This is a genomic window from Streptomyces sp. Ag109_O5-10, from assembly GCF_900105755.1.
Classification (GTDB): domain Bacteria; phylum Actinomycetota; class Actinomycetes; order Streptomycetales; family Streptomycetaceae; genus Streptomyces.
Genome location: NZ_FNTQ01000001.1, coordinates 2,126,631 through 2,146,022, shown reverse-complemented (window position 1 = coordinate 2,146,022; position 19,392 = coordinate 2,126,631). Strand labels below are relative to the sequence as shown.

At 73.1% G+C, this 19,392-nt stretch carries 15 protein-coding genes and 1 pseudogene; 8 read left to right on the top strand and 8 right to left on the bottom strand.

The annotated features are described in order from the left end of the window. Nucleotides 1-48 precede the first annotated feature (48 nt). The 4 genes from BLW82_RS09850 to BLW82_RS09835 all read left to right on the top strand — a co-directional run bounded on the left by BLW82_RS09850 (nucleotide 49) and on the right by BLW82_RS09835 (nucleotide 5,097). Nucleotides 49-1,116 carry a LacI family DNA-binding transcriptional regulator gene (locus BLW82_RS09850; protein WP_093498425.1) on the top strand — a complete coding sequence of 356 codons (1,068 nt, stop codon included), beginning with the start codon at nucleotides 49-51 and terminating at the stop codon, nucleotides 1,114-1,116. A 105-nt stretch (nucleotides 1,117-1,221) separates the two neighbouring features. Further along, nucleotides 1,222-1,896, top strand: a complete 675-nt coding sequence (locus BLW82_RS09845) for a pyridoxamine 5'-phosphate oxidase family protein (RefSeq protein WP_093498424.1) — start codon at nucleotides 1,222-1,224, stop codon at nucleotides 1,894-1,896. A 58-nt stretch (nucleotides 1,897-1,954) separates the two neighbouring features. Next, nucleotides 1,955-3,274, top strand: a complete 1,320-nt coding sequence (locus BLW82_RS09840; RefSeq protein WP_093498423.1) for a radical SAM protein — start codon at nucleotides 1,955-1,957, stop codon at nucleotides 3,272-3,274. Nucleotides 3,275-3,588: 314 nt separating this feature from the next. After that, on the top strand, nucleotides 3,589-5,097 hold the full coding sequence (locus BLW82_RS09835; protein WP_093498422.1) for a cellulose-binding domain-containing protein: 1,509 nt from the start codon (nucleotides 3,589-3,591) through the stop codon (nucleotides 5,095-5,097). A 101-nt stretch (nucleotides 5,098-5,198) separates the two neighbouring features. On the opposite strand, the gene BLW82_RS09830 is transcribed toward BLW82_RS09835, so the two are convergent. The 3 genes from BLW82_RS09830 to BLW82_RS09820 are packed head-to-tail and all read right to left on the bottom strand — an operon-like array spanning nucleotide 5,199 to nucleotide 8,085. Beyond that, nucleotides 5,199-6,257 (bottom strand): ABC transporter substrate-binding protein, encoded by a 1,059-nt coding sequence (locus BLW82_RS09830; RefSeq protein WP_256215737.1) that lies wholly within the window; start codon nucleotides 6,255-6,257, stop codon nucleotides 5,199-5,201. Continuing rightward, the gene (locus BLW82_RS09825) at nucleotides 6,254-7,294 is read right to left on the bottom strand and encodes an ABC transporter permease (RefSeq protein ID WP_093498421.1); all 1,041 of its coding nucleotides are present in this window, start codon (nucleotides 7,292-7,294) and stop codon (nucleotides 6,254-6,256) included. Before BLW82_RS09825 ends, BLW82_RS09830 begins: the two co-directional genes overlap by 4 nt. After that, nucleotides 7,291-8,085, bottom strand: coding sequence for an ATP-binding cassette domain-containing protein (locus tag BLW82_RS09820; protein WP_093498420.1), 795 nt, complete (start codon nucleotides 8,083-8,085; stop codon nucleotides 7,291-7,293). The genes BLW82_RS09825 and BLW82_RS09820 overlap by 4 nt, the downstream gene beginning before the upstream one ends. A gap of 201 nt (nucleotides 8,086-8,286) precedes the next feature. On the opposite strand from BLW82_RS09820, the gene BLW82_RS09815 reads away from it, so the two are divergent. Beyond that, nucleotides 8,287-9,303 (top strand): LacI family DNA-binding transcriptional regulator, encoded by a 1,017-nt coding sequence (locus BLW82_RS09815; protein ID WP_371131321.1) that lies wholly within the window; start codon nucleotides 8,287-8,289, stop codon nucleotides 9,301-9,303. A 382-nt stretch (nucleotides 9,304-9,685) separates the two neighbouring features. Here the strand turns inward: BLW82_RS09815 and BLW82_RS09810 are convergent, their stop codons facing one another. From BLW82_RS09810 to BLW82_RS09800, 3 genes are all read right to left on the bottom strand, one after another. Then, the gene (locus BLW82_RS09810) at nucleotides 9,686-11,311 is read right to left on the bottom strand and encodes a DEAD/DEAH box helicase (protein ID WP_093498418.1); all 1,626 of its coding nucleotides are present in this window, start codon (nucleotides 11,309-11,311) and stop codon (nucleotides 9,686-9,688) included. Between the two features lie 87 nt (nucleotides 11,312-11,398). Continuing rightward, entirely contained in the window at nucleotides 11,399-11,602 is a 204-nt protein-coding gene (locus tag BLW82_RS09805; RefSeq protein WP_016578941.1) for a cold-shock protein, read from the bottom strand. Nucleotides 11,603-11,743: 141 nt separating this feature from the next. Next, nucleotides 11,744-13,063 carry an acyltransferase family protein gene (locus tag BLW82_RS09800; RefSeq protein WP_093507967.1) on the bottom strand — a complete coding sequence of 440 codons (1,320 nt, stop codon included), beginning with the start codon at nucleotides 13,061-13,063 and terminating at the stop codon, nucleotides 11,744-11,746. Nucleotides 13,064-13,440: 377 nt separating this feature from the next. Between BLW82_RS09800 and rsgA the strand changes: the two genes are divergently transcribed. The 3 genes from rsgA (at nucleotide 13,441) to BLW82_RS09785 (ending at nucleotide 17,453) form a co-directional block, all read left to right on the top strand. Further along, complete coding sequence (gene rsgA, locus BLW82_RS09795) at nucleotides 13,441-14,535, top strand: ribosome small subunit-dependent GTPase A (RefSeq protein ID WP_093498417.1); 1,095 nt, start codon at nucleotides 13,441-13,443, stop codon at nucleotides 14,533-14,535. Nucleotides 14,536-14,638: 103 nt separating this feature from the next. Then, the gene (locus tag BLW82_RS09790) at nucleotides 14,639-16,042 is read left to right on the top strand and encodes a bifunctional transcriptional activator/DNA repair enzyme AdaA (protein WP_177233280.1); all 1,404 of its coding nucleotides are present in this window, start codon (nucleotides 14,639-14,641) and stop codon (nucleotides 16,040-16,042) included. A gap of 229 nt (nucleotides 16,043-16,271) precedes the next feature. Further along, nucleotides 16,272-17,453, top strand: a complete 1,182-nt coding sequence (locus BLW82_RS09785; protein ID WP_093498415.1) for an SGNH/GDSL hydrolase family protein — start codon at nucleotides 16,272-16,274, stop codon at nucleotides 17,451-17,453. Nucleotides 17,454-17,457: 4 nt separating this feature from the next. On the opposite strand, the pseudogene BLW82_RS09780 reads toward BLW82_RS09785, so the two are convergent. Together BLW82_RS09780 and BLW82_RS09775 are read right to left on the bottom strand one after the other, a co-directional pair. Next, nucleotides 17,458-17,941: pseudogene (locus tag BLW82_RS09780) on the bottom strand (DUF456 domain-containing protein). 36 nt (nucleotides 17,942-17,977) lie between these two features. Then, a complete protein-coding gene (locus BLW82_RS09775) occupies nucleotides 17,978-18,958 on the bottom strand; it encodes a helix-turn-helix transcriptional regulator (protein ID WP_093498414.1) in 981 nt (326 codons plus the stop codon). Nucleotides 18,959-19,392: the final 434 nt, after the last annotated feature.

The following is a 19,392-nucleotide window of genomic DNA, read 5'->3' as shown; positions in this document are numbered from 1 at the left end:
GGCCGCCTCGTAGGGTGACCTGAACACCTGACGAAGGGGAGCCGAGCGGTGGCGAAGCGGACGCAGCCGGCGCCGACCGGGGACGCCTCGACGGTACGGGACGTGGCCGCGCGGGCCGGGGTCTCCGCGTCGACCGTCTCCCGGGTCCTCGGCGGCACCTACCCGGTGGCCGCGGCCACCCGTGCCCGGGTCCTGAAGGCCATGCACGAGCTGGACTACGTGGTCAACGCGCACGCCCGCGCCCTCGGCGGCGCCACCAACAACACGGTCGCGTGCGTCGTCGACGACGTCACCGGCCCTTTCTACGCGCACATCGCCCGCGGGGTCGAGGAGCAGGCCTCGGCGGAGGGCCGGCTGTGCATGCTGTGCACCACGCACGGCGACCCGCGCCGCATCCTCGCCGTAGTGGAGACCATGCGGGAACAGCGGGCCGACGCGGTGATCGTGGTGGGCGGCGCCCTTAAGGACAAGGCCTACCACGACCGGATGACCCACTTCGCGCACGCCCTGGACCGGTCCGGCTCCCGGCTGGTGCTCGTCGGCCGCCCGCCGCTCGGCCCCGGCGTCCCGGCCACGGTCGTCGACTACGACAACGAGGGCGGCGCCTTCGCCCTCACCGGCCACCTCCTCTCCGGCGGCCACCGGCGCATCGCCTACCTCGGGCGGGTCCCCGGCCTTTCCACCAGTGCCCAGCGCGTCGCCGGCTTCACCCGCGCCCACGAACTCCTCGGCCTCGCCCTGGACCCCGGCCTCGTCCTCGACGGCGTCTTCTCCCGCTCCTACGGCTACCGGGCGACCCGTGAACTCCTCGCCTCCGGGCGCGACTTCACCGCGATCTTCGCGGCCACCGACATGATCGCCACCGGCGTGATCCAGGCCCTGCGGGAGTCCGGCCGCCGCATCCCCGACGACATCGCCGTGGCCGGCTACGACGACATCCCGGTCGCCCGCGACGTCTACCCGACCCTCACCACGGTCCACGTACCCCAGGAGGAACTGGGCCGTGCCGCCGTCCGCCTCGCCCTGCACCGTGACGAGCTGCCGGACGGACAGCATCTGGTACTGGGGACGCATGTGGTGCTGCGGGAGTCGACGCGGCGGGCTGCCGGCAGCTGAGAACCTGACGCGCTGGGGCTGCGGATTTCGTAGTCTCGTGCGTTCCTCATTGCTGTGATCATCGATCGTATGGTCATCAAGTCGCGATATCGGTAGTTTGCGGGTATGACGCCCGACCCGCTGCCCCCGCGCCTTCCGGTCACCGAGCTCACCCGCCATCGCCGGCTGCGCGAGCAGGGCAGCCTCGACCGGGCCGATCTGGAGGCGATCCTCGACGCCGGGTTCGTCTGCCATCTGGGGGTGGTGGTCGAGGGGCGGCCGCTGGTCGTGCCCACGGTGTACGGGCGGGACGAGCGGCAGCTGTACCTGCACGGCTCGGTGGCGAGCCGCAGCCTCGCGGGCGGGACCCCGCTGTGCGTCACCGTGACCCACGTCGACGGCCTGGTGCTGGCGCGGTCCGTCTTCGAGCACGGCGTCAACTACCGCAGTGCGGTGATCCACGGCACGGCCCGCAAGGTGACCGACCCGGAGGAGAAGCTGGCGGGGCTGCGCCTGCTCACCGAACACACGGCCCCCGGCCAGTGGTCCTACGCCCGGCTGCCGAACCGCAGGGAACTCGCCGCCACCACCCTCCTCGCCCTCTCCCTTGAAGAGGCCTCCGTCAAGATCCGTACCGGCGCGCCGGAGGACGGCGACGGACCGGACGCGGAACTGGGGCTGTGGGCCGGCGTCCTGCCGCTGACCTCGACCTGGGGTGCGCCGGTGACGGACCCCGCACTCCCCCCGAACACCCCCGTACCGGGACACATCGCGCGCCGAGAGGGGACCCGGCACGCCTGACCGCGGGGCGGGGGCATACCGTGAGGAGCTGAACGCCTGAGCCGGGAGGAGACACGGGATGGGCAGCCGTACCGCGCTGGTCGAGGATCTGATGGAGAGGTTCCCGCACGTACCACGGGAAGCCGTCTTCAAGGAGGACCTGCTCCGGGGCGGTGTGGCCTTCGACCCCTCCGCGCTGAGCGACAACGAGAGCGGCGAGGTCAAGCCGAAGTCGTACTTCATCTTCTCCTTCGACCACGGCACCCTGCCCGAGCTGGGCGAGGCCGCGCTGCGCCGGCCGCCGGAGGAGATCATCCTCACCGGGGGCCCGTACGACCTGCGGCGGACCGTGGTGTCGGTGCGCGTGAACCCCACCTCGCCGTACCGGGTGGCCGCGGACGAGGAGGGCATGCTCGGGCTCTACCTCGACGGGAAGCGGATCGCCGACGTCGGCGTGCCGCCCATGCCGGAGTACTACCGGCACAAGCTCTCCAACGGGAAGTCCGTGATGGAGGTCGCCCCGACCATTCAGTGGGGCTACCTGATCTACCTCACCGTCTTCCGGGTCTGCCAGTACTTCGGCGCCAAGGAGGAGTGCCAGTACTGCGACATCAACCACAACTGGCGCCAGCACAAGGCGGCCGGGCGGCCGTACACGGGTGTGAAGGACGTCGAGGAGGTCCTCGAAGCCCTGGAGATCATCGACCGCTACGACACCGCGAAGGTGTCCACCGCCTACACGCTCACCGGTGGCGCGATCACCAAGACCGTCTCCGGGCGCGACGAGGCCGACTTCTACGGGCACTACGCCAAGGCCATCGAGGAGCGGTTCCCGGGCCGGTGGATCGGCAAGGTGGTCGCGCAGGCGCTGCCGCGGGACGACGTGCAGCGGTTCAAGGACTACGGCGTGCAGATCTACCACCCCAACTACGAGGTGTGGGACGAGTACCTGTTCAAGATGTACTGCCCGGGCAAGGAGCGGTACGTCGGCCGGGACGAGTGGCACAGGCGGATTCTGGACTCCGCAGAGATCTTCGGCGCGCGGAACGTGATCCCCAACTTCGTGGCCGGCGTGGAGATGGCCGAGCCGTTCGGGTTCAAGACCGTCGACGAGGCGATCGCGTCGACCACCGAGGGGCTCCGCTTCTTCATGTCCCACGGCATCACGCCCCGCTTCACCACCTGGTGCCCGGAGCCGACCACCCCGCTCGGCAAGGCCAACCCGCAGGGCGCCCCGCTGGAGTACCACATCCGGCTGCTGCAGGCCTACCGCCAGACGATGGAGGACTTCGGGCTCTCCTCCCCGCCCGGCTACGGCCCGCCCGGCCCCGGCCGCGCCGTCTTCTCCGTCAGCTCCTTCATGGACAGCCTGCCGGCCAGGGAACCGACGGAGGTGTGACGCGGGACGGGCGCAGGTGACTTTCGGGAACGGTGAGTCGAAACGCGGTCGCTGTCCGTACTAGGGGTCGGAGTTGTGGGCCGCGGCGGGCGCGAGCGCGCTTTCCGGCCGGCCGGCACGGGAGTTGACGTGAGACCGGGGACCGGTGGTACGGGTGACGGGGAAAATCCGTGGCACGACCACCGGTAAGCGGTTTCGCACACGCCGCTTGTCAGTTGTGCAGGAGACGTGAAAAGCTCTGGCCCTGCCGTGAGGTTCCCCCCAACTCCGTTGCCGATACGGTGAGTTGACCTTGCTTTGGATGCAGGAGACCCATGCCCGACCTGCCGACCCCTCAGGACGCCGCCGAGTCAGCGCTGTTCTCCGAATGCTGGGACGCGGTGCTCTCCTACGCCGACCTGTGCACGTCCGGCTCTCTGACGGCCAATCAACTGGCCACCGAGGCCTTCACGCTCGGCATGCGCGAGGCCCGCGAGTCGGACTTCGCGCCGGTCCGCAGCTCCGGACGGCGCGCCGCCCGGCTCCCGATGATCCCGCTGCTGCTCACCGCCGTGCGCAACACGGCCGCCGGCTGGGAGTCCGGCGGGCTCGGGCACAAGCTCGACCCGGACCTCAGGCTGTGGCTCAACTCCGAGAAGGCCGCCCGCTACACGGGACCGCCGCTGCAGCGGCCCGTCGCGCTGCGCGGCCTGCGCGACATGCAGGAGGCCGACGCCTCGCTGCTGTGGCTCGCCGAGGTGGAGGCGCTGCCACTGCCCTCGGTGGCGCGCCGGCTCGGCCTCGACCAGACCGTCGTCGCCCAGGAACTGGAGCAGGTGCGCGCACTCTTCCGCGACCGCTGCCACCGTGCCCATCTCGACTCGCCGATGGCCGCCGAGTGCCGCAGCTACGCCCGGCTCCTCGACGCGGTCACCCGGTCCTCCGCCGCCGACACGCCCGAGGACCTCTCCCGGCACCTGGCCACCTGTGTGCAGTGCGCCGAGGCCGCCGCGTGTCTGCGGCTGCACGGCGGCGGACTGCCCGCGGCGCTCGCCGGCGGGGTCATCGGCTGGGGCGGCCTCGCCTACCTGGAGCGCCGCCGGCGCGCCGCCGAGGTGCGGCTCGGTGTCGCGGGCCGCCCGGCCACCGCGGACAACGACGGCGGCGACCCCAAGGAGAGCGGCGGCCGGGGCAAGGTGCTGCGGCACGGTCTGCTCGGTGCGGCGGTGCTGATCTCGCTGGTGGCGCTCGGCGTGTCGATGATGCCGATGGGCGGCGGCTCCGGCGACGAGACGGCCGCCGCCTCCCGCGACGACCGTCAGCCGGTCGCCGACCCCACCGCCGACGTCCCTTCGGGCGACCCGACCGCCACGCACACCACGTCCGCCTCCGCGGCCCCCTCCTCCTCGGCCGCCACCGGGAAGCCGGGCCACAGGAATCCCGACCCGGAGCCCCAGGGCACCTCCTCGGCCACGGCGGGCACCGGCCACCACGGCACCGCCTCCGCCGACCCCACCACCTCCGCGGCGGCCGCCTGCCAGGTCTCCTACGACCTGGTCAACCAGTGGACCGACGGCTTCCAGTCCACCGTCACCGTCACCACCTCCCAGGCCCTGACCGGCTGGCGGGTCCAGTGGTCCTTCCGGGACGGCCAGAAGGTCACCCAGATGTGGGACGCGACCGTCAGCCAGGACGGCGGCCGGGTCACCGCCGACGCCGCCGACTACAACCAGACGGTCACCGCGAACGGCACCCTGTCCTTCGGCTTCCTCGGCACCTGGCGCGGCAGCAACTCGGCGCCGTACGCCTTCACGCTGAACGGCAGCGCCTGCTCGCTGAACTGAGCGAGCGGGGCCGCCCGCACGGCCGGCGGCCGGGCGGACCCGGGAGGGCGGGTCCGCCCGGCCGCCGGCCGCACGTCAGGCTGTCCTTCCCGACGCCTCAGTCAGCACTGTGACTTGTAGAAGTACTTGCTGACCGACGGCTCGTTCATGTTGTCCTTGGTGATCGCCACCATGTTCGTGCCGATCGACTTGCTGACCGACTTGCCCTCGAAGGAGTTGGCGAGCTGGTCCACCGCCTGCCGGCCGATCGCCGCCGGGTCCTGGGCGACCAGCACCTGCAGCGTGCCAGCCTTCAGGGAAGCTATCTCGTCGGGCTCGGCGTCGAACGCGGCCACCTTCACCGCGCCCTCCTTGCCGGCCTGCTTCAGACCGGTGGCGATGCCCTGACCGGTGTTGGTGTTGCCCGCGAACACCCCGCCGAGGTCCGGGTGGGCGGCGAGCGTCGACTGGATCTGGGAGGCCGCGGTGGCCGGCAGGTCGTTGTCGTACAGCGTGGGCAGCACCTTGATGCCCGGGTACTTGCCCATCTCCTCGGTGAAGCCCTTGATCCGCGCGTCGGTCGTCGACACACCGGGCTTGACGCTGATGACGATGACCGAGCCCTTCTCGTTCATCAGCTTGGCCAGCGCGTCGGCGGCGACCTGGCCGCCCTTCTCGTTGTCCGACGAGATCCGGGTGATACCGACCGACGTGTCGGTCACCGTGGTGTCCACCAGCGCCACCTTGGTGCCGGCCGACTGGATCTGCTTGAGCGACGGCGTCAGCGCGCTGGTGTCGACCGGCGAGATCAGCAGCCCGTCCGGCCGGGACGCGGCCGTCGAGTCGAGCAGCGGCCGCTGCACCGACACGTCCCACTGCGCGGAGCCGTCGGCCGTGAAGTCCATCCCCTTGGCCTTCGCCTCCGCCTGCGCGGCACAGGTCATGGTGATGTAGAACGGGTCGCTCTTCACCCCGGTGATCAGCCGGACCTTCTTGCCCTTGGCGCTGCCCGAACCTCCCGAGCCGCCACCGTCGTCGGACGAACCGCACGCCGAGGCCCCCGCGCCGAGGGCCAGCACCGTGCCCACTGCGACCAGCAACCGACGCCTGCTGCGAATGTTCCCCATCACCGAGTCCTCCTTGACCACGAGCGATTCAGTCGTGTGCTGCGATTCCGTCATGCGCGTTCCCGGGTCTTCCTGCGCAGCTGGTCGATGTAGACCGCCACGACCAGCACCACACCCACCGCCACGTCCTGCCAGTACTGCTGGACGCCGATCACGATCAGCCCCGTGGTCAGCACCGCCGGGATGAACACACCGATCACCGTGCCCAGCACCGAACCCCGGCCGCCGAACAGGCTGGTGCCGCCGAGGACCACCGCGGTGATCACCTTGAGGTTGTCGGTGGAGTGCCCGGCGATCGACGTCGTGCCGTACGAGGCCAGCCACATCACCGCGCCGAGCCCGGCCAGCAGCCCCATCAGGCCGTACACCTTGACCAGTTGCCGGCCCACCGGAATGCCCGCCCGCCGGACCGCGGTCGGGTTCGAGCCGATCGCGAGGGTGTGCTCGCCGAACCGGGTGCCGGCCAGCACCGCACCGAAGATCGCGGTCACCACGGCCGCCAGGATCACCATCCAGGGGATGCCCAGCACCTTGCCGAAACCGAGGCTGTTCTGCAGGTGCGTGGAGGCCGCCCCGGCCGGATCCTGTCCGCCGGTGGCCAGCTCGGCGATCCCCAGGGCCGCGCCGAGCCCGCCCAGCGTCACGATCAGCGGCGGCACCTTGCCGGTCGCCACCACCGCACCCTGCAAGGCCCCCCACGCCGTGCCCACCGCCAGCGCGATGACGACACAGAACGCGACCGTGCCCCAGCCCGAAGTCGCCCCGCCGTGATGGATGTTGTACTCGCCCGCCGCCACCGCGGCCAGCACCAGCACCGAGCCGATGGACAGGTCGATGCCCGCCGTGATGATCACGAACGTCATGCCGACGCCGAGCACCAGGTAGATGGCCGCGTTCACGGCGATCTGGGTGATGTCGTACGTGGTGAAGAACTTGCCCGGCGCCGCGATCGTGAAGAACAGGACCAGCGCCACCAGGATGACGAAGGTCCACAGTTCGTTGAGGGTCGCCACGCGGCGCACCCAGTCGGGCACCGCGGACCGGCCGCCCACGTCCGCCGGGGCCGCCGCCTTCTCGCTCTGCGCCGTCATCGTGCGCCCTCCGCTTCCCCGGTGCCGTTCGGCCCGTCCAGCGAGCCGGTCATCGCCCCGACCAGCTCCTCGATCGTCGTGTCGGCGGCGGTGTACGACGCGACGCGCCGGCCCAGCCGCAGCACCTCCACCCGGTCCGCCACCGACAGCACCTCGGGCATGTTGTGGCTGATCAACACGACGCAGATGCCCCGGTCGGCGACCCTGCGGACGGTCTCCAGGACCCTGGCGCGCTGGACGACGCCCAGCGCCGCGGTCGGCTCGTCCATGAAGATGACCTTGTGGGCGAAGGCGACCGCACGGGCCACCGCGACGGACTGCCGCTGACCGCCGGACAACGTTGTCACGGGAGCCGTCACATCCTTCAGCTCCACACCGAGTTCGGCGAAGGCCTTGACGGCCTCGCGGCGCATCGCGGGCCGGTCGAGCACGCCGATGCGGCCGAGCAGGCCCCCGCGCACGATCTCCCGGCCGAGGTAGAGGTTGGCCGCCGCGTCCAGGTCGGGCGCGAGCGACAGGTCCTGGTAGACGGTCTCCACGCCCTGCCGCTGGGCGTCCATCGGACCGGAGAACCGCACCGGGGCGCCGTCCAGGCGGACCTCGCCGGCGTCGGGGGCGAGCACGCCCGACAGGACGTTCACCAAAGTGGACTTGCCGGCACCGTTGTCACCGATGAGGGCGACGACCTCGCCGGGGTATGCCGTGAAATCGGCGCCCGAGAGCGCCTGGACGTGGCCGAAACGCTTGACCACCCCATGTGCCGTGAGCAGTGGTTCCCTTGCAGAGGCCATGTCGTGCCTTCTGGTTGGTATCGTTAACAGCTTGGCTGATTCTTGGGGCGCCCACAGCGGGGTGTCAAGGGTGGTGCAGCCGGTCGCCGAGGGGCCTGGTCGCGCCCTCATCTCCCGTTGTCCGCACAGCTGTTGACACGCGTGCGAGTTGGTAACGTTAACGAGTCGACGCTCAACCGTGACGCAGGTGGAGGACGTGGCGTGGCAGCCACCCGGCCGACCATGAAGGACGTTGCCGCGGAAGCGGGCGTCAGCACGATGACGGTGTCCCGCGTCGTCAACGGCGATTCGGCCGTCGCCCCGCGGACCGCCGCACGGGTGGAGGCGGCGGTCCGCAAGCTCGGCTACCAACGCGACGACGTCGCACGGCAGTTACGGCGCACCCACGAACTGAGCCAGATCATCGGCCTGTTGGTCGACGACGTGACCGACCCCTTCATGGCCGCGGTCGCCTCCGCCGCCGAGGACGTCGCCCGGCAGCGCGGCAGCATCATGCTCATCGGCTCCAGCCATGCCGACCTGCGCCGCGAGCGCGAGGTGATCGACGCGTTCACCGCCCGCCGCGTCGACGGCCTGATCCTCACCCCGGCCGCCGGCAGCCACCACTTCCTGCGGCCCGCGCAGGCCCAGGGCACGAAGATCGTCTGCGTTGACCGGGCGGCGACCGGTCTGGACGTGGACGCCGTGGTGGTCGACAACTTCGGCGCGGTGCGCGAGGCCGTGGAGCAGTTACTGGCGCACGGCCACCGCAGGATCGGCTACCTGGGCGACACGCCGAGGACCTGGACGTTCGGCGAACGCCGGCGGGGCTATCTCGCGGCGCTGGCGGCAGCGGGCGTCCCGGTCGACCCCGCGCTGCTCAGGGACGGCGTGCGGACCGGTCCGGAGGCGGCCGCGGCGGTCACCGCGATGCTTGCGCTGCCCGACCCGCCGACGGCGCTCCTCGCCGGCAACGAACTGCTCGCCTTCGGCGCCCTGACCGCGGCCCCCCGCGACCTCGCCTTCGTCGCCTTCGACGACTTCACCCTCGCCGCCCGGCTGACCCCGCCGGTCACGGTCATCGCCCAGGACCCGGTCGCCCTCGCCACCAGCGCGGCCCACCTCCTCTTCGCCCGCATCCACGGCGACATCTCACCCCCGCGCACGGTGGTCATGCCGACCCGTCTGATCCGACGGGGCTCGGGGGAGATACCCGGGCCGTTCGGCGCAGGTGGATAGCGCGCCGACGCGGGGACGCCCGGCCGCCTACCGGGTGCGGGCCGGCGGGGGCTGGTCGCGCAGTTCCCCGCGCCCCTTCAGGGCGCCTCGTCGTGCCATCCACGGCGACATCTCACCCCCGCGCACGGTGGTCATGCCGACCCGTCTGATCCGACGGGGCTCGGGGGAGATACCCGGGCCGTTCGGCGCAGGTGGATAGCACGCCGACGCGGGGACGCCCGGCCGCCTACCGGGTGCGGGCCGGCGGGGGCTGGTCGCGCAGTTCCCCGCGCCCCTTCAGGGCGCCTCGTCGTGCCCCGTCAGGGGCGGGGAACTGCGCGACCAGCCACGACGGTGGCGCAGTCGAGGGGCGGCGGTGTGTCGCGGTGCTTTCGGTGGGGGCTCAGGTGGTCGGGGTGCGGCGGCCGCCCCGGCGGCCGGAGCCGTGGGGGTTCTTGCCGGACGCACTGCCGGTGGTTCCGCCGGGCGGCGTGCGCCGCCGGGACCCGCGGTCGTCCTTGCCGGACGCGGTGCCGGCGGCCGTACCGGCCGCGGCTCTGCGCTCGCCACCACGGCCACCCGCACCGGTGGCGGTCCCCTGGCGGCCGCCCTCCGCCCCGGCGGCCCGGCGGCCCGAGCCGCCGCCGGAACGACTGCGTCGGCTGCCGGACCGGGGGGCGGTCTTCCGGTCCGTGCGGGGCGACGCGGCCGGCGTCGGCTGCGGGACCTCGATGACGATGGGGACGCCGGAGGGCTCGCGGGCGCCGGTGAGGGTGGTCAGTTCGGCGTCGCCCGACGCGATGCGGGCCGTGCGGGGGCGGATGCCCGCGTCCGACATGAGCCGGGTGACGTCCCGCTTCTGCTCGGGCAGCACCAGGGTGACGACGCTGCCGGAGCCCCCGGCGCGGGCCGTACGGCCGCCCCGGTGGACGTAGTCCTTGTGGTCGGTCGGCGGATCGACGTTCACGACGAGGTCGAGGTCGTCGATGTGTATGCCCCGGGCCGCGACGTTCGTCGCCACCAGCGCGGTGACCTGGCCGCTCCTGAACTGTTCCAGGGTGCGGTTGCGCTGCGGCTGGGAACGGCCGCCGTGCAGCGCCGCCGCGCGGACACCGACGGACAGGAGCCGCTTCGCGAGCCGGTCGGCGGACCGCTTGGTGTCGAGGAAGAGGATGACCCGGCCGTCGCGGGCCGCGATGCGCGTGGTGACGGCCTTCTTGTCGGTCTCGTCCTGGACGTGCAGGACGTGGTGCTCCATCGTGGTGACCGCCCCCGCGGACGGGTCCACGGAGTGCACCACGGGGTCGGTCAGGAAACGCTGCACCAGCCGGTCGATGTTGCGGTCGAGGGTGGCCGAGAAGAGCAGCCGCTGTCCGTCGGGCCGTACCTGCTGGATCAGCTTGGTGATCTGCGGTAGGAAACCCATGTCGGTCATCTGGTCGGCCTCGTCCAGCACCGTGATGCGGACGTCGCCGAGCACGCAGTCCCCGCGTTCCACGAGGTCGTTGAGCCGGCCGGGACTCGCCACGACCACCTCGGCGCCGCGCCGGAGCGTGGCGGCCTGCTTGGTGATCGACAGTCCGCCGACGACCGTGGCCACCCGGAGGTTCACCGCCGTGGCGTAGGGGGTCAGCGCGTCCGTGACCTGCTGGGCGAGCTCGCGGGTGGGCACCAGCACGAGCGCGAGGGGCGCCTTGGGCCGCGCCCGCAGCCCTGCCGTACGGGCCAGGAGCGCCAGCCCGAAGGCGAGGGTCTTGCCGGAGCCGGTGCGTCCCCGTCCCAGCAGGTCCCGGCCGGCCAGCGAGTTGGGCAGCGTGGCGGCCTGGATCGGGAACGGGGTGGTCACCCCCTGCGCGGTCAGGGTCTTCAGCAGCGCCGCGGGCATGTCCAGGGCGGCGAATTCGTCGACGGCGGGAAGTCCGGGCGTCGTGTTCTCCGGCAGCCGGAACTCACGCGCCGCCGCCCCGGACGGCGGGGACGACGGGGACGACGGGGTGCGCCTGTTCGGCTTCTGGGGCCTGCGGGACATGCAGCTGTCTGCCTTCCTGGGAACAGCACAAACCGGGGTCCGCACCATGACGATACGGACCCCGGCGGGTGGATGAGCGTCCGGCGATCAGGCGGGGACGATGTTCTCCGCCTGCGGGCCCTTCTGGCCCTGCGTGACGTCGAAGGAGACCCGCTGGCCCTCCTGGAGCTCACGGAAGCCCTGGGACTGGATGTTCGAGTAGTGGGCGAACACGTCCGGGCCGCCGCCGTCCTGCTGGATGAAGCCGAAACCCTTTTCGGCGTTGAACCACTTCACGGTTCCCTGTGCCATGACCTTCTCCGATCTGTAGGCAGAGGCCCCATCCGGAGATGCCGGTAAAACAACTAATGCGCCTGCAGGAGAAACATTCCCGTCAGGCGCACATAGGTTCATGGGTACCACAACTGCAACACCACAACTTTAGCACAGCCCTCAGACCCGGTCCGGAGCGCGGTCGGTCTCGGGCCGTTCGAGGCGCTCCGCGGCCGTCCACCGCGGGAGCATCACCAGCGCCGTACCCAGGGCCAGGCCCACGGCGGGCAGTACGGGGAACCGCCCGTCGGGCGCGAAGCCCCGCACGGCGAACCGGGCCAGGGCGGCGACGGCCATGGCCAGCCCGGCCCACAGCGGCCAGGCACCGCGCAGACCGGCGTCCGGGACGGTCCGCCCGTACAGCACGCCCAGCCCGCGTTCCAGCGGCCGGAGCGCGCGGACGACACCGGCCAGGACGGCGCCGAGCACCAGCAGCCACGGCACGCGCAGCGCCCACCAGGCCGCGGACCCGAGCGCCGGCTCGGGCGCGAGGCCGGTCAGGTAGAACGCGGCGGCGACGACCAGGACCGGCAGCATGTGCCACAGGTACAGCGTCATGCTGGCCGCGCCCACCGGGCGGACCGCCCGCCACACCCGCTCGCGGTCCAGCAGCCGCCGCAGCGGCGGCGCGGCGAGGAGGCTCACGCCGACCTGGGCGACCAGCCACGCCAGCATCGCGGCCGACGGCGGGTTGGTGTTGCTCGGACTCTGCCCGGTCACCAGGATCAGGCTGACCGGGAACGGTCCGAGGGCCACGAGCGCGGCGAAGGCCAGTGCGCCGCCCGCCGCCATCGCGAGCGGTACGAGCCGGTGACCGGTCAGCAGCCCGTCCCGCCAGCAGAACCCCAACTGGTAGGCGACACCCCACACGAGCACGTAGTTCAGCAGTCCGACACCGGGCGTGTGCGCGGCCACCACGAGCACGTCGGCCACCAGGGCGACCGCCCCCAGCACCGGCGGGACCCGCGCCCCCCACCGCAGGTGCGCCGCGTACAGCACCGGAGTGAGAGCGCTGAGCAGCAGATACACCGGCAGGAACCAGAACTGCATCCCCATCGCCCAGCCCACCAGCGCCAGCGTGTCCGCGTCCACACCGGCCGCGCTGCAGACGCCGACGGCGAGCAGCACCGCACCGCTGTAGACCGCCACCGGCAGCAGCAGCCGCAGCGCCCGCCGCCCCAGCCACCCCGCGGGCGTGCCTCCGGCCGCCCGGGCCCGCGCCCAGGAACCGCCCGCGGCATGGCCCCCGGCCAGGAAGAACAGCGGCATGATCTGGAACCCGAGGGTCAGCCACTGGGTCCAGTCCACGGTCGCCAGCAGCTCCGGGGCGTCGATCCGCCCGTCGGGCTCCCGGACCAGGGCGGTGATCAGCCAGTGGCCGAGCACCACCAGCACGATCGCCCACGCGCGCAGGAAGTCGACGTACCGGTCTCTGCTCATGGCCGTCATGATCCCGGGGCCCCTCGCCCGTCGTGGCGGAAGGCTCCGGCCGCAACCAATTCGTGCCCGGTACGACACCGTCCGCGAGGCCGGACCGCGACCCGGCCCCGGCCCCGGTCGCGCGGAAGTCACCCCGCCCCCGAGCCGTAATTCGGTGGCGGCGCGGTGCGTGCGGCTTCTAAGGTCGGCGACGTCGGAGCGGCTGCCCCTCGGGGCTGCCGCGGGTGACCGGGTTCGGTCAGGTTCGATCAGGGAGGTGTTGACCGATGGCTGTCGTTGCGATGGGCGCTGCCCGCGACCAGAAGTTCATCCATTCCACCTCCGCGGCCACCGGCTGACCTCTCGACATCCCGGGGCCGCCCTGTGAAGGGTCACCCTTGACTTCCAGCTCCACTGTTTTCTCCGCGCTCGCTCCCTACGGCTGGGACGAGGCCTGGGCGAAGGAGTTCGCCCCCTACGACGCCGAAGGCCTGCTCGCCGGGCGCGTCGTCCGCGTCGACCGCGGGCAGTGCGACGTCGTCACCGCCGGCGGGCCGCTGCGCGCCGACACCGCGTTCGTCACCCCGCCCGACCCGATGCGCGTCGTGTGCACCGGCGACTGGGTCGCCGTGGAACCCGGCGGCAACCCCCGCTACGTACGCGCGTATCTGCCGCGCCGTACCGCGTTCGTGCGCTCCACCTCCTCCAAGCGGTCCGAGGGGCAGATCCTCGCCGCCAACGTCGACCACGCGATCGTCGCGGTGTCCCTCGCCGTCGAACTCGACCTCGGCCGCGTCGAACGGTTCCTGGCGCTGGCCTGGGAGTCCGGGGCGCAGCCGGTCGTGGTCCTCACCAAGGCCGACCTGGTCCCGGACCCGGTGACCCTCGCGCACCTCGTCCAGGACGTGGAGACGACGGCCCCGGGCGTGCCCGTCCTGACGGTCAGCGCGCACGCGGGCGACGGCCTGGACATGCTCGTCGCCCTCGTCGGTTCCGGGACGTCGGTCCTGCTCGGCCAGTCCGGTGCCGGCAAGTCCACCCTCGCCAACGCGCTCCTCGGGGAGGACGTGATGGACGTCCGGGCCGCCCGGGACGTCGACGGCAAGGGCCGCCACACCACCACCACCCGCAACCTCCTCGCGCTTCCGGGTGGGGGCGTCCTGATCGACACGCCCGGACTGCGGGGCGTGGGGCTGTACGACGCCGAGACCGGCGTCGGGCAGGTGTTCGCCGAGATCGAGGAACTGGCGGACGGCTGCCGGTTCTCCGACTGCGGACACGAGAGCGAACCGGGCTGCGCGGTGCGCTCCGCGGTGGAGTCCGGAGAACTACCCGTACGCAGGCTGGAGAGCTACCGCAAGCTGATGCGGGAGAACCAGTGGATCGTCGCGAAGACGGACGCCCGGCTCAGGTCCGAGATGAAGAAGGACTGGAAGAAGCGGGGCGCGGAGGGCAAGGCGGCGATGGAGGCGAAGCGGGGGCGGTGGCGGTAGCGGGGCCGCCACACCCCTGGCGGGGCGCTCCGCTCACGGAGCGCCCCGCCATGTCCGATTCCCGCCAGCCCTCCGTCCTTCCGTCGCCCACACTTGAACCGTGATGGACGAGGACACCAGGTACGAGGCGGTCCGCAGCCGGGACGCCCGGTTCGACGGCGCGTTCTTCTTCGCCGTCGAGACCACCGGCATCTACTGCCGTCCCAGCTGCCCCGCCGTCACCCCGAAGCGGCGCAACGTCCGTTTCTTCCCCACCGCGGCCGCCGCGCAGGGCTCCGGGTTCCGGGCCTGCCGGCGGTGCCGCCCGGACGCGGTACCCGGCTCCGCCGAGTGGAACGCCCGGGCCGACGTCGTCGGCCGGGCCGTACGGCTGATCGGTGACGGTGTGGTGGACCGGGAGGGCGTCGGCGGGCTCGCCGACCGGCTCGGCTACAGCGCACGCCAGGTGCAGCGGCAGCTCACCGCGGAACTGGGCGCCGGTCCCGTCGCCCTCGCCCGCGCCCAGCGGGCGCACACCGCGCGCACGCTGCTGCAGACCACCGAACTGCCCATCACGGAGATCGCGTTCGCGAGCGGTTTCGCCAGCGTGCGGCAGTTCAACGACACCGTCCGCGCCGTGTACGCGACCACCCCGAGCGGGCTGCGCGAGGCCGCGCCCGGCGGTCGCGGCGCGCGGCGCGGCTCCCCGGCCGCCGGCATCCCGCTGCGGCTCGCCCACCGCGGCCCCTACCAGGCCGGCCCGGTCTTCGACCTGCTGGCACAGGAGGCCGTGCCCGGCGTGGAGGAGGTCACCGGCACCCCCGGCACGCGCACCTACCGCCGTACCTTGCGGCTGCCGTACGGCCACGCGGTTGCCGCCGTCGACGAACGGACCGGTACGACGCGCGCGTCCGGTACGGGCCTCGGCGCCCACCCCGGCGGCTGGCTCGAAGCCCGGCTGCGCCTCACCGACCCGCGTGACCTGACCACCGCCGTGCAGCGGCTGCGGCGGCTGTTCGACCTCGACGCCGATCCGTACGCCGTCGACGAGCGGCTCGCCGAGGACCCGCGGCTCGCCCCGCTGGTCGCCGCCCGGCCGGGGCTGCGGTCCCCCGGCGCCGTCGACCCGGCCGAGGCCGCCGTACGGGCCCTCGTCGGCACCGCGGGTGCCGAGCGGCTGGTCCGGCGGTACGGCACGGCGCTGGACGCTCTGTCCGGCGGCCCCACGCACCTGTTCCCCGAGCCCGCGGTGCTCGCCGCGGCGGAGCCCGGGGGCAGCCTCGGCGCGCTCGCCGCGGCACTCGCCGACGGGACGCTGCGGCTGGACCCGGGCGCCGACCGGGACGAGGCGGAGGCGGCGCTTCGGGCCCTGCCCGGGATGGACCCGGAGACCGTCGCCGCCGTCCGCGTCCGCGCCCTCGCCGACCCCGACGTCGCCCTGCCCGGCCTCGACGCCCCGGACGAGTGGCGGCCCTGGCGCTCGTACGCCACCCGTCACCTGCTGGTGGGCGGAGCACCGAGGCCCTGACGCCGAACCAGGGCCGGGGACACCCACCGGCGCTTGCCGGGTGCCGCCGCGCCCACCCGTGCCGCCCCGCGGCACGCCTGCCCGCGGCCGGGTAGCTGTGCGGCGCACCTCACCGCCCGGCCTCCTCCCCGTGCTCCGCCACCCGGGTGGTCTCCAGGTCGAGTCGCTGTTCAGGGCACCGCCCGTATGTCACCTTCCCCTCCAGTAGGCCTCGGAAGGGCGGGTGTGGATGGGCAAGGTCGGGCGGGTGCTCGTCGTGGCGTTGTTGTCGGTGATGGGGGTGAGCGGGCGGGCCGGGGCCGACCCCGAGCCCTCGCTCTGGGCCGGGAGCTGGGAGGCCGCGCCCTCCGGTACCGAACCGGCGGTGCCCGGCGCCGCGTACCGCAACGTCGTTCACCTGAGCGTCGGCGGCGGCGAGGTACGGGTGCGGGTCAGCAACCGGCTGGGCGGCGCCCCGCTCCGGCTCGGGGCGGTCACCGTCGCCCTGCGGCAGGGCAGCGGCCCCGCCGCCGTACCCGGCTCGATGCGCGCCGCCACCTTCGCCGGCGCCGGCACCGCCGTCGTACCCGTCGGACGGGACCTGGTCAGCGACCCGGTGCCGCTCGCCGTGACGGCCGGCGCCGACCTGCTGGTCAGCGTCGAGACCCCCGGCGACTCCGGGCCCGCCACCTACCACCGGGTCGCCCTGCAGACCAGCTACCTCGCACAGGACGGCGCCGGGCGGGCCGACGACGCGGACGGCGGCGCCTACACCCGCACCACCGGCCACTGGTACTACGTCACCGGCGTCGACGTGCGGGCCGTGACCCGCGGCACCGTGGTCGCCTTCGGCGACTCCCTCACCGACGGCAACGGCACCAGCATGGACGCCAACCACCGCTGGCCCGACCGCCTCGCGGAGCGGCTGCGGTCCTTCCGGGTCGGCGTCCTCAACGCCGGCATCTCCGGCAACCGGCTCCTGCTCGACAGCACGGGGGGACCGGCGGCCCTCAGCCGCCTGGACGCCGACGGGCTCGACCGGAGCGGGGTCCGCACCCTGGTCCTCCTCGAAGGCATCAACGACATCAAGGGCACCCCGGAGGTCACGGACCCCGCCGACCTCGTGCGGGCCTACCGGGCCATCGTGGCCCGCGCCCACGAACGGGGGATCCGGGTGGTCGGCGCGACCCTCACCCCCTACGAGGGGTACAGCGCCTACACCGCGGCCCGGGAGGCGGTACGGCAGCGGGTGAACGCGCTGATCCGCACCGGACACGTCTTCGACGCGTATGTCGACTTCGACGCGGTCGTACGGGACCCGCAGCAGCCCGGCCGGATCCGGCCCGCCTACGACCCAGGCGACCACCTGCACTTCAACGACACCGGCACGCGCGCCCTCGCCGACGCCGTCCAGCTCTCCGACCTGCTCTGAACGCTCAGCCGGCCCAGACCACCGCGGTCAGCCGGCCGGCCGCGACGAGCAGGCAGGCGAACAGCTCGGCCAGCACGCTGGAGCCGCCCGCGTCCATCGCGGCGCGCAGGGCGGCCCACGCCTCGGCCCGGCGGCCGAGCCGGAGGCGTTCGTGCAGGTAGATCCCGGCCAGGAAACCGGGGACCGCGCCGAGCACGGGGAGCAGCACGAAACCGAGGACGGCGCCGGTACCGGCGCACACGCTCATCCGGGGGGGCGCCGCTCGCCCGCAGCCGGCGTGGGGGCAGGACCCAGCGGACCACCAGCGCCACCAGCAGCACCAGGGTCGCCCCGACCAGGACCGTCCAGGCCACCGGGCGCGGGTCGTACAGCGCCCACCACAGCACCGCGGCCCACACCAGCCCCGTCCCCGGCACCCCGGGCACCAGCACCCCGCACAGGCCGAGCACCAGCACCAGGCCGACCAGCAGGAGTTCCCCTGCTCCCATCCGCCCGGAGTGCCGGACGGCGGACGCACGCGCAGGTCAGTTCCGGGTCACCCAGCCCCGCTCGTACGCGTGCCAGCCCAACTGCATGCGGGTCGACACCCCGGCCAGCTCCATCAGCCTGCGCACCCGGCGCTGCACGGTCCGCAGGCCCACGTCGAGCTGCTTGGCGACGCTTGCGTCGGTGAGGCCCGCCAGCAGGAGCGACAGCACCTCCAGGTCGGTGGCGTCGGGACCGTCCGGTTCCTCCTCTACCACGCCGGTCGCACCGAGCCGCAGTGGCAGCGCCTCCCGCCACACCGACTCGAACAGGCCGCTCAGGAGTTCCAGCAGACCGCTGGCGTGCACCACCAGGGCGGCGGGCTCCGCGCCCTGCGAGGTGAGCGGGACCAGCGCCAGCGCGCGGTCGGCGACGACCAGCTTCGTCGGCACCCGCTCCGCCACCCGCACCTGCTCGTTACGGCCGAGCGCGGCCGTCAGCTCCGGGACGGCGCCCGGCAGGCCGAGCGCCGTCCGCTCCACCACCACCCGGTAGCGCACGCCCCGGTCCGCGGCCTGTTCCTCCGCCTCGTTCTCCGTCCCGGGGACGGCCACCGGCTTGTCCGTGACCAGCGCGCACACCTCGTCCAGGGCGCCCAGCTGGAGCTGGCGGAACCGCCGGGCGACGGCCGGGGCGCCGGTGACCACCTCCACCAGGTCGTGCACCGCGGGCTCGGCTGCCGCCGCCCGGTACTCCTCCGCGAGCAGCGCCGCCGTCAGCTCCGCCTTCTCCAGTTCGTGCCGCTGCTGGGCGAGCAGGGCGCCCAGCGCGACCCCGGGCGGCGCCGCGACCCAGCGGTCCGGCCGGCCCGGGGACCGGGCCGCGAGCCCGTGCCGCTCCAGCCGGCGCAGCGCGCGCTCGGTGTCCGGCTCCGCCAGCGTCAGACGCCGTGCCAGGCCCGGCACGTCGGCGGGGCCCGCGGACACCAGCGCCCGGTACGCCGACTCGTCCCGGTCGTCCAGCCCCAGCGCTGCCAGCATCGGCTCGTGTCCCTCCCTCGACGTGCGGTGGCATGGCGGGAACCGGCCACGGCGCAAACCCGCCGTTGCACATCATCGCCGTACCGCGGGTCACTCTGCCAAGATCACGTCACCGCAGCACCTTCGCACGGGAAACCGATGCGCCATGCACAGCTGACCACCCGGAAGCCCCGTCATCATCTGGCCTTCCGGCCGTCGCCACGGCGTTCGGCCCTGCGAAGGGTGACCGGCCCCACGACGCGCGTACGCGTGGGGGATCTGGGGCCGGTCACGCCGGTGTCGCCGGGTGGTTCTCCCGTGGGGGGTGGGACCACCCGGCGACTCACACGTGTCAGCACCGGCGCTCCCTCCACTGCGGTCACTCCCCGCCCGGCTCGCCTCCTCCGCGTCCTCCGTGTCGTCCGCCCCGCGCGTGTCGCCGATTCCCTCTCCGT